At 64.2% G+C, this 4,095-nt stretch carries 1 protein-coding gene; it reads left to right on the top strand.

Going from position 1 to position 4,095, the window contains the following annotated elements; genetic code table 11:
* Positions 1-4,095, top strand: a 4,095-nt coding sequence (locus ACIBF5_RS32560) for a hypothetical protein (protein WP_396816732.1), incomplete at both ends; no start/stop codon positions are given.

Raw genomic sequence — 4,095 nt, 5'->3', positions numbered from 1 at the left:
TACCGACGGTATTACCCCGCCTCCCGGCGCGACCGTTGTCGACCCGAACGACCTGACCGGTCAACGCACCGGCATGAACGGCAACAACACCTCCGCAAACTCCCAGCTTGGGTCGGAGGCAGGCAGCTCGACCGGCCCCGGCACCCGAGCCGGCGACGAAGCCCGCACGGGCCGTACCGCAGCCGACCCCGACGATCTTGATGGCATCTACGTGTCGGAATCAGACGCGGATGAACCGGACCAGCCCGGTTCATCCGCTTCATCCGCGAACTGGTCGGCTCCCGAGGGCGACCAGACATCCACGTTCGACGACGATGACATCTACGTGACGGACTCAGACACGGAACCGGATCAGTCCGGTTCACCCGCCGGGGGAAACCAGTTGGCCGGGCGGTCCGGCGGCAGTCGGCAGACTGAGATTGGGTTGGTTGCCGGGGAGGGTGTGGCTGAGACGAATCGGCGTTTGGTGGGTGACTTCGACGACTTTGTTGGTCGTATTAACGAAGTGCTTGCTGGTCCTGGTGTGGAGACGGTTGCGGGTCGTGCGTACGCCGTAATTGCTGATGGGGATGCGAGTTTTGCTGAGGTTGGCGGGCTTGAGTTGCTTCGGGTGGATACTCGTGTTCCTGATTTGGTGCCGGCGGGTTATTCGTTGGTGGGTTTTGATTCTTATTGGGCTGTGTGGCATGGTGATCAGATGGTTGCGTTCGTCTCGCCGGAGGCGAATGGTGGTGTCGCGATGCGTATTACTGGCCCCGCCATTGTGTCGCCGGATGTCCTTGGCGTAGTTCCCGGTGAGTCGGACACTGAGATTGGGTTGGTTGCCGGGGAGGGTGTGGCTGAGACGAATCGGCGTTTGGTGGGTGACTTCGACGACTTTGTTGGTCGTATTAACGAAGTGCTTGCTGGTCCTGGTGTGGAGACGGTTGCGGGTCGTGCGTACGCCGTAATTGCTGATGGGGATGCGAGTTTTGCTGAGGTTGGCGGGCTTGAGTTGCTTCGGGTGGATACTCGTGTTCCTGATTTGGTGCCGGCGGGTTATTCGTTGGTGGGTTTTGATTCTTATTGGGCTGTGCGGCATGGTGATCAGATGGTTGCGTTCGTCTCGCCGGAGGCGAACGGTGGTGTCGCGATGCGCATTACCGGCCCCATCACTACCAGCGACCGGGTCGACCGAACCGGCGAACAAACCGGCTTGGGTGGCGACGATACCGACACGACCCCGCAGAGTGGGCCTGTCAGCCCTGGTCTGGTGATCACCTCACCGGATATGCGTACAGCTCCTACTCGTACGGGTTCTGGTGGTGTGCGGTCGCAGACGCCTCGGTTGGCGCTTTCGCTGTCCCCGACTGACGGTGGGCATTCGGGGCAGCGGTTGTCCTGGGGGCAGGTGATGTCGCCGCGGTCGTTGATGGGTGGGCCGGCGTCGCAACCCTCGTCGTCGGGTGCCGTGACGCCGCATCGGCTGAGTGTGCAGTCGCCGTTGAGCGCTCGGGGGTCGGCTCATTCGGTTCCGCATGAGTCGGCGCGGTTGTTGTCACCGATCGGTGTGAATGATTTCCGGTGGCAGTTCGCCGGTCATATGCTGGATGAGCTCAATGGTCGTGTGAGATCGGGTGGCCAGCAGCCGAGCGGGCGGTTGGTGACGGAGGCTGTTCGGTGGTGGCGAGGTCGGGCGGCGGGTGGGCCGCTCGACGGGCTGTTCACCTCAGTTGGACGGATCGAAGCGGAGCTTGGGCAAGGGGAAGCGGGTGACAGTCGTCCGATCCTTTCGATGACGGCGGCGGCGAACATCCTCGTTGGTATGCATGCTGTGATGAGCGACGACCGGTCGGCCTCGCGTCAGCAGCTCATTGACACGGCCCTCAACGAGATCACTCAACTACGTGAGCGGCTTGAGCCACTTCAAGAGCAAACCTTGCCAAGAGTAAGAGTCGGCCGCGCCGAGGCGTTGCGGCATCTCGATGTGCTCCAGAGCCGTCTTACCCAGGACAGACTGGTGGACTGGGCGCAAGCGGCGCCGCAGGGCGGCCGGTCCACCCGCCATCTCGCGGAGCGGGTGTGGTTGATTCCGCCGACCACAGAGCCAGAATCGGGTGATGTTCAGCCGCATGTGACCGCGCATCTCGCCTCGGTATCGGCGCTCACCGTTCCTGACGAGGCGGTGGTGGTGACCGGTGAATTCGTCAATCTGGGGTCGGAGTCCGATCCGCAGCCGCAGTTGGCGGTGTCGGGTGAGGTGAACCCTTACCTGCCGGTGTCCGCGCTTCTCGACCTGTTCTTTAGCAGCCCGGTCAACAGCCAGACCAACAGCGGGCCGTCGGTGCTGGTGCTGGTGCCGGTCGGCACCGCTGAGGAGCTCGACCTGTTCGCGCGGGAGGTGGCGGAGGTTGTCGAGACTCGGCAGGTGATGGGTCTGCCCGCTCCTCGGGCAGTGGTGACGGGTTCACGGCAACGCGATGGATCGTTTGTGTGGCGTAGTCATTCGCGACAGCAGACTGATTACGCCACGCTGGCGTTGGCGGTGCAGGAGGCCAGCCAGGCGGCTGTTCCGCGCGACTTGGAGACCGAGATTCGTGGCCGGCTCGATGAGGGCCGTTCCTGGTTCAGTGATTACAACTTGGCGTTGTTGGTGGTCAACCGGAGGATCGAGGAGGAGCGGCAGGAGCAGGACGGTCCGCCGGCGTATCGGGCTCTGTTGAGTCCGGTGGCACCGTCCGTGCCGATGGAGAGTCAGCGATTTGTCGCGGTGCCGCTTGGTGCGGGTGTTGTTGGTACGGGCGCTGTCGGCCTTGACGCGGCGCGTGGGTTCCTGCGGGTCCGGACTGTCCTCCCGGTCGCGCCGCCGGGCTCGGCGGCGACGCCGGTACGGCTGGGCGAGAACGTCACTCCGTACCGTCTTCGGTTGTCCAGTGTTGACGGTGAGCCGGGGCGTGAGGTGTTCACGCTCTGGGCTGATGCCGATGAGGTCTGGGTCAACCGGTACCGGACTGGTCTGGTCGCGGTGATGGTGCCGAACCATGGGGTGTTCACGGGGCTCGCCGAGGATTTGCATGACACCATCGGGTTCAACGCGCTGGAGCAGGTGGTGGTGGAACCAGGGCGTTTCAACCGGGAGGGGGACCTGCCCGGGGTCAGGCCATTGAGTAGGTTGCGTAGCCCGGTGGACGGGCGGTGGCTGACCGGGCAGGAGTATCTACGGGAGTTGGTGGTCCCGGCGCCGCCGGGAGGTCCGAGGCCGGTGGTCCTTCTTGTTGATCCGCTGACCGACGAAGAGCAGGTGGCCTCAGAGTTTGTTCAGCACATCACGCAGCATGTCACGGTCGTGTCGACAGAGCGTGTTCGGTTGCGAATGGAAGACGGGTCGGACGGGCCGGTCGTGAGCCTGACCTGGCGGAGGATTTTCTGGAGCGATACCGCACGGCGGGTCAGGCGTTCTGCGCCTAACTCGGATATTTCGACGGTAGTGACCCGTGCTACCGGGCAGCCGGCGGTGATGTCGCGGTACAACGCGGTGAGGCGTCTCGTGGCGGCGCCGATCGGCGGGGTCGGTTACGCGAATCCGGCAGCGGTCACCGCACGGTGGGTCTTCCAGACCACCCCGGAACTGGGGATCGATGCCCCGATAACCGTTACGCTGCCGGTGCGTGATCGGGCGGAGTACCTACGCTGGTTGGAGCAGCCGGCTGGTGTCGCGGCGGTCCGATGGGCGGACGCGGAAACGGGCGCTTACACGCCCAGTGTTCCCTCGCAGTTCCTCCGGGTGACCGAGGTCGACTCCGATCAGTACTACCTTGTGGACACCGTTGGGCTGGCAGCCTGGGAGAGGGAAAGGTCCGCATCTCGACTGGACGACGCCGACCTCACCGAGTCACCTGACCAGGACGATTCCGAGGACAACGACTCAGCCGCGCCGCCGCAGTACGACCCACCACGGCCATCTGCCGTCTTCGGGGCGACGTGGCCTCCGGCCGACGGGCCTCCCGATTACGGCTGGGCGGGTGCGGGTCCGGCTGGTGAGTTCACTGAGGTGATCGCGTCTGGGTTGGATGACGTGACCGTCCATGAGCGGTATCCGTGGTTGGGGTCGGTTAA

This window comes from Micromonospora sp. NPDC050417, assembly GCF_044458865.1.
In the GTDB taxonomy this organism is placed as follows: domain Bacteria; phylum Actinomycetota; class Actinomycetes; order Mycobacteriales; family Micromonosporaceae; genus Micromonospora_G.
This window is presented reverse-complemented; position numbering and strand designations above follow the sequence as displayed.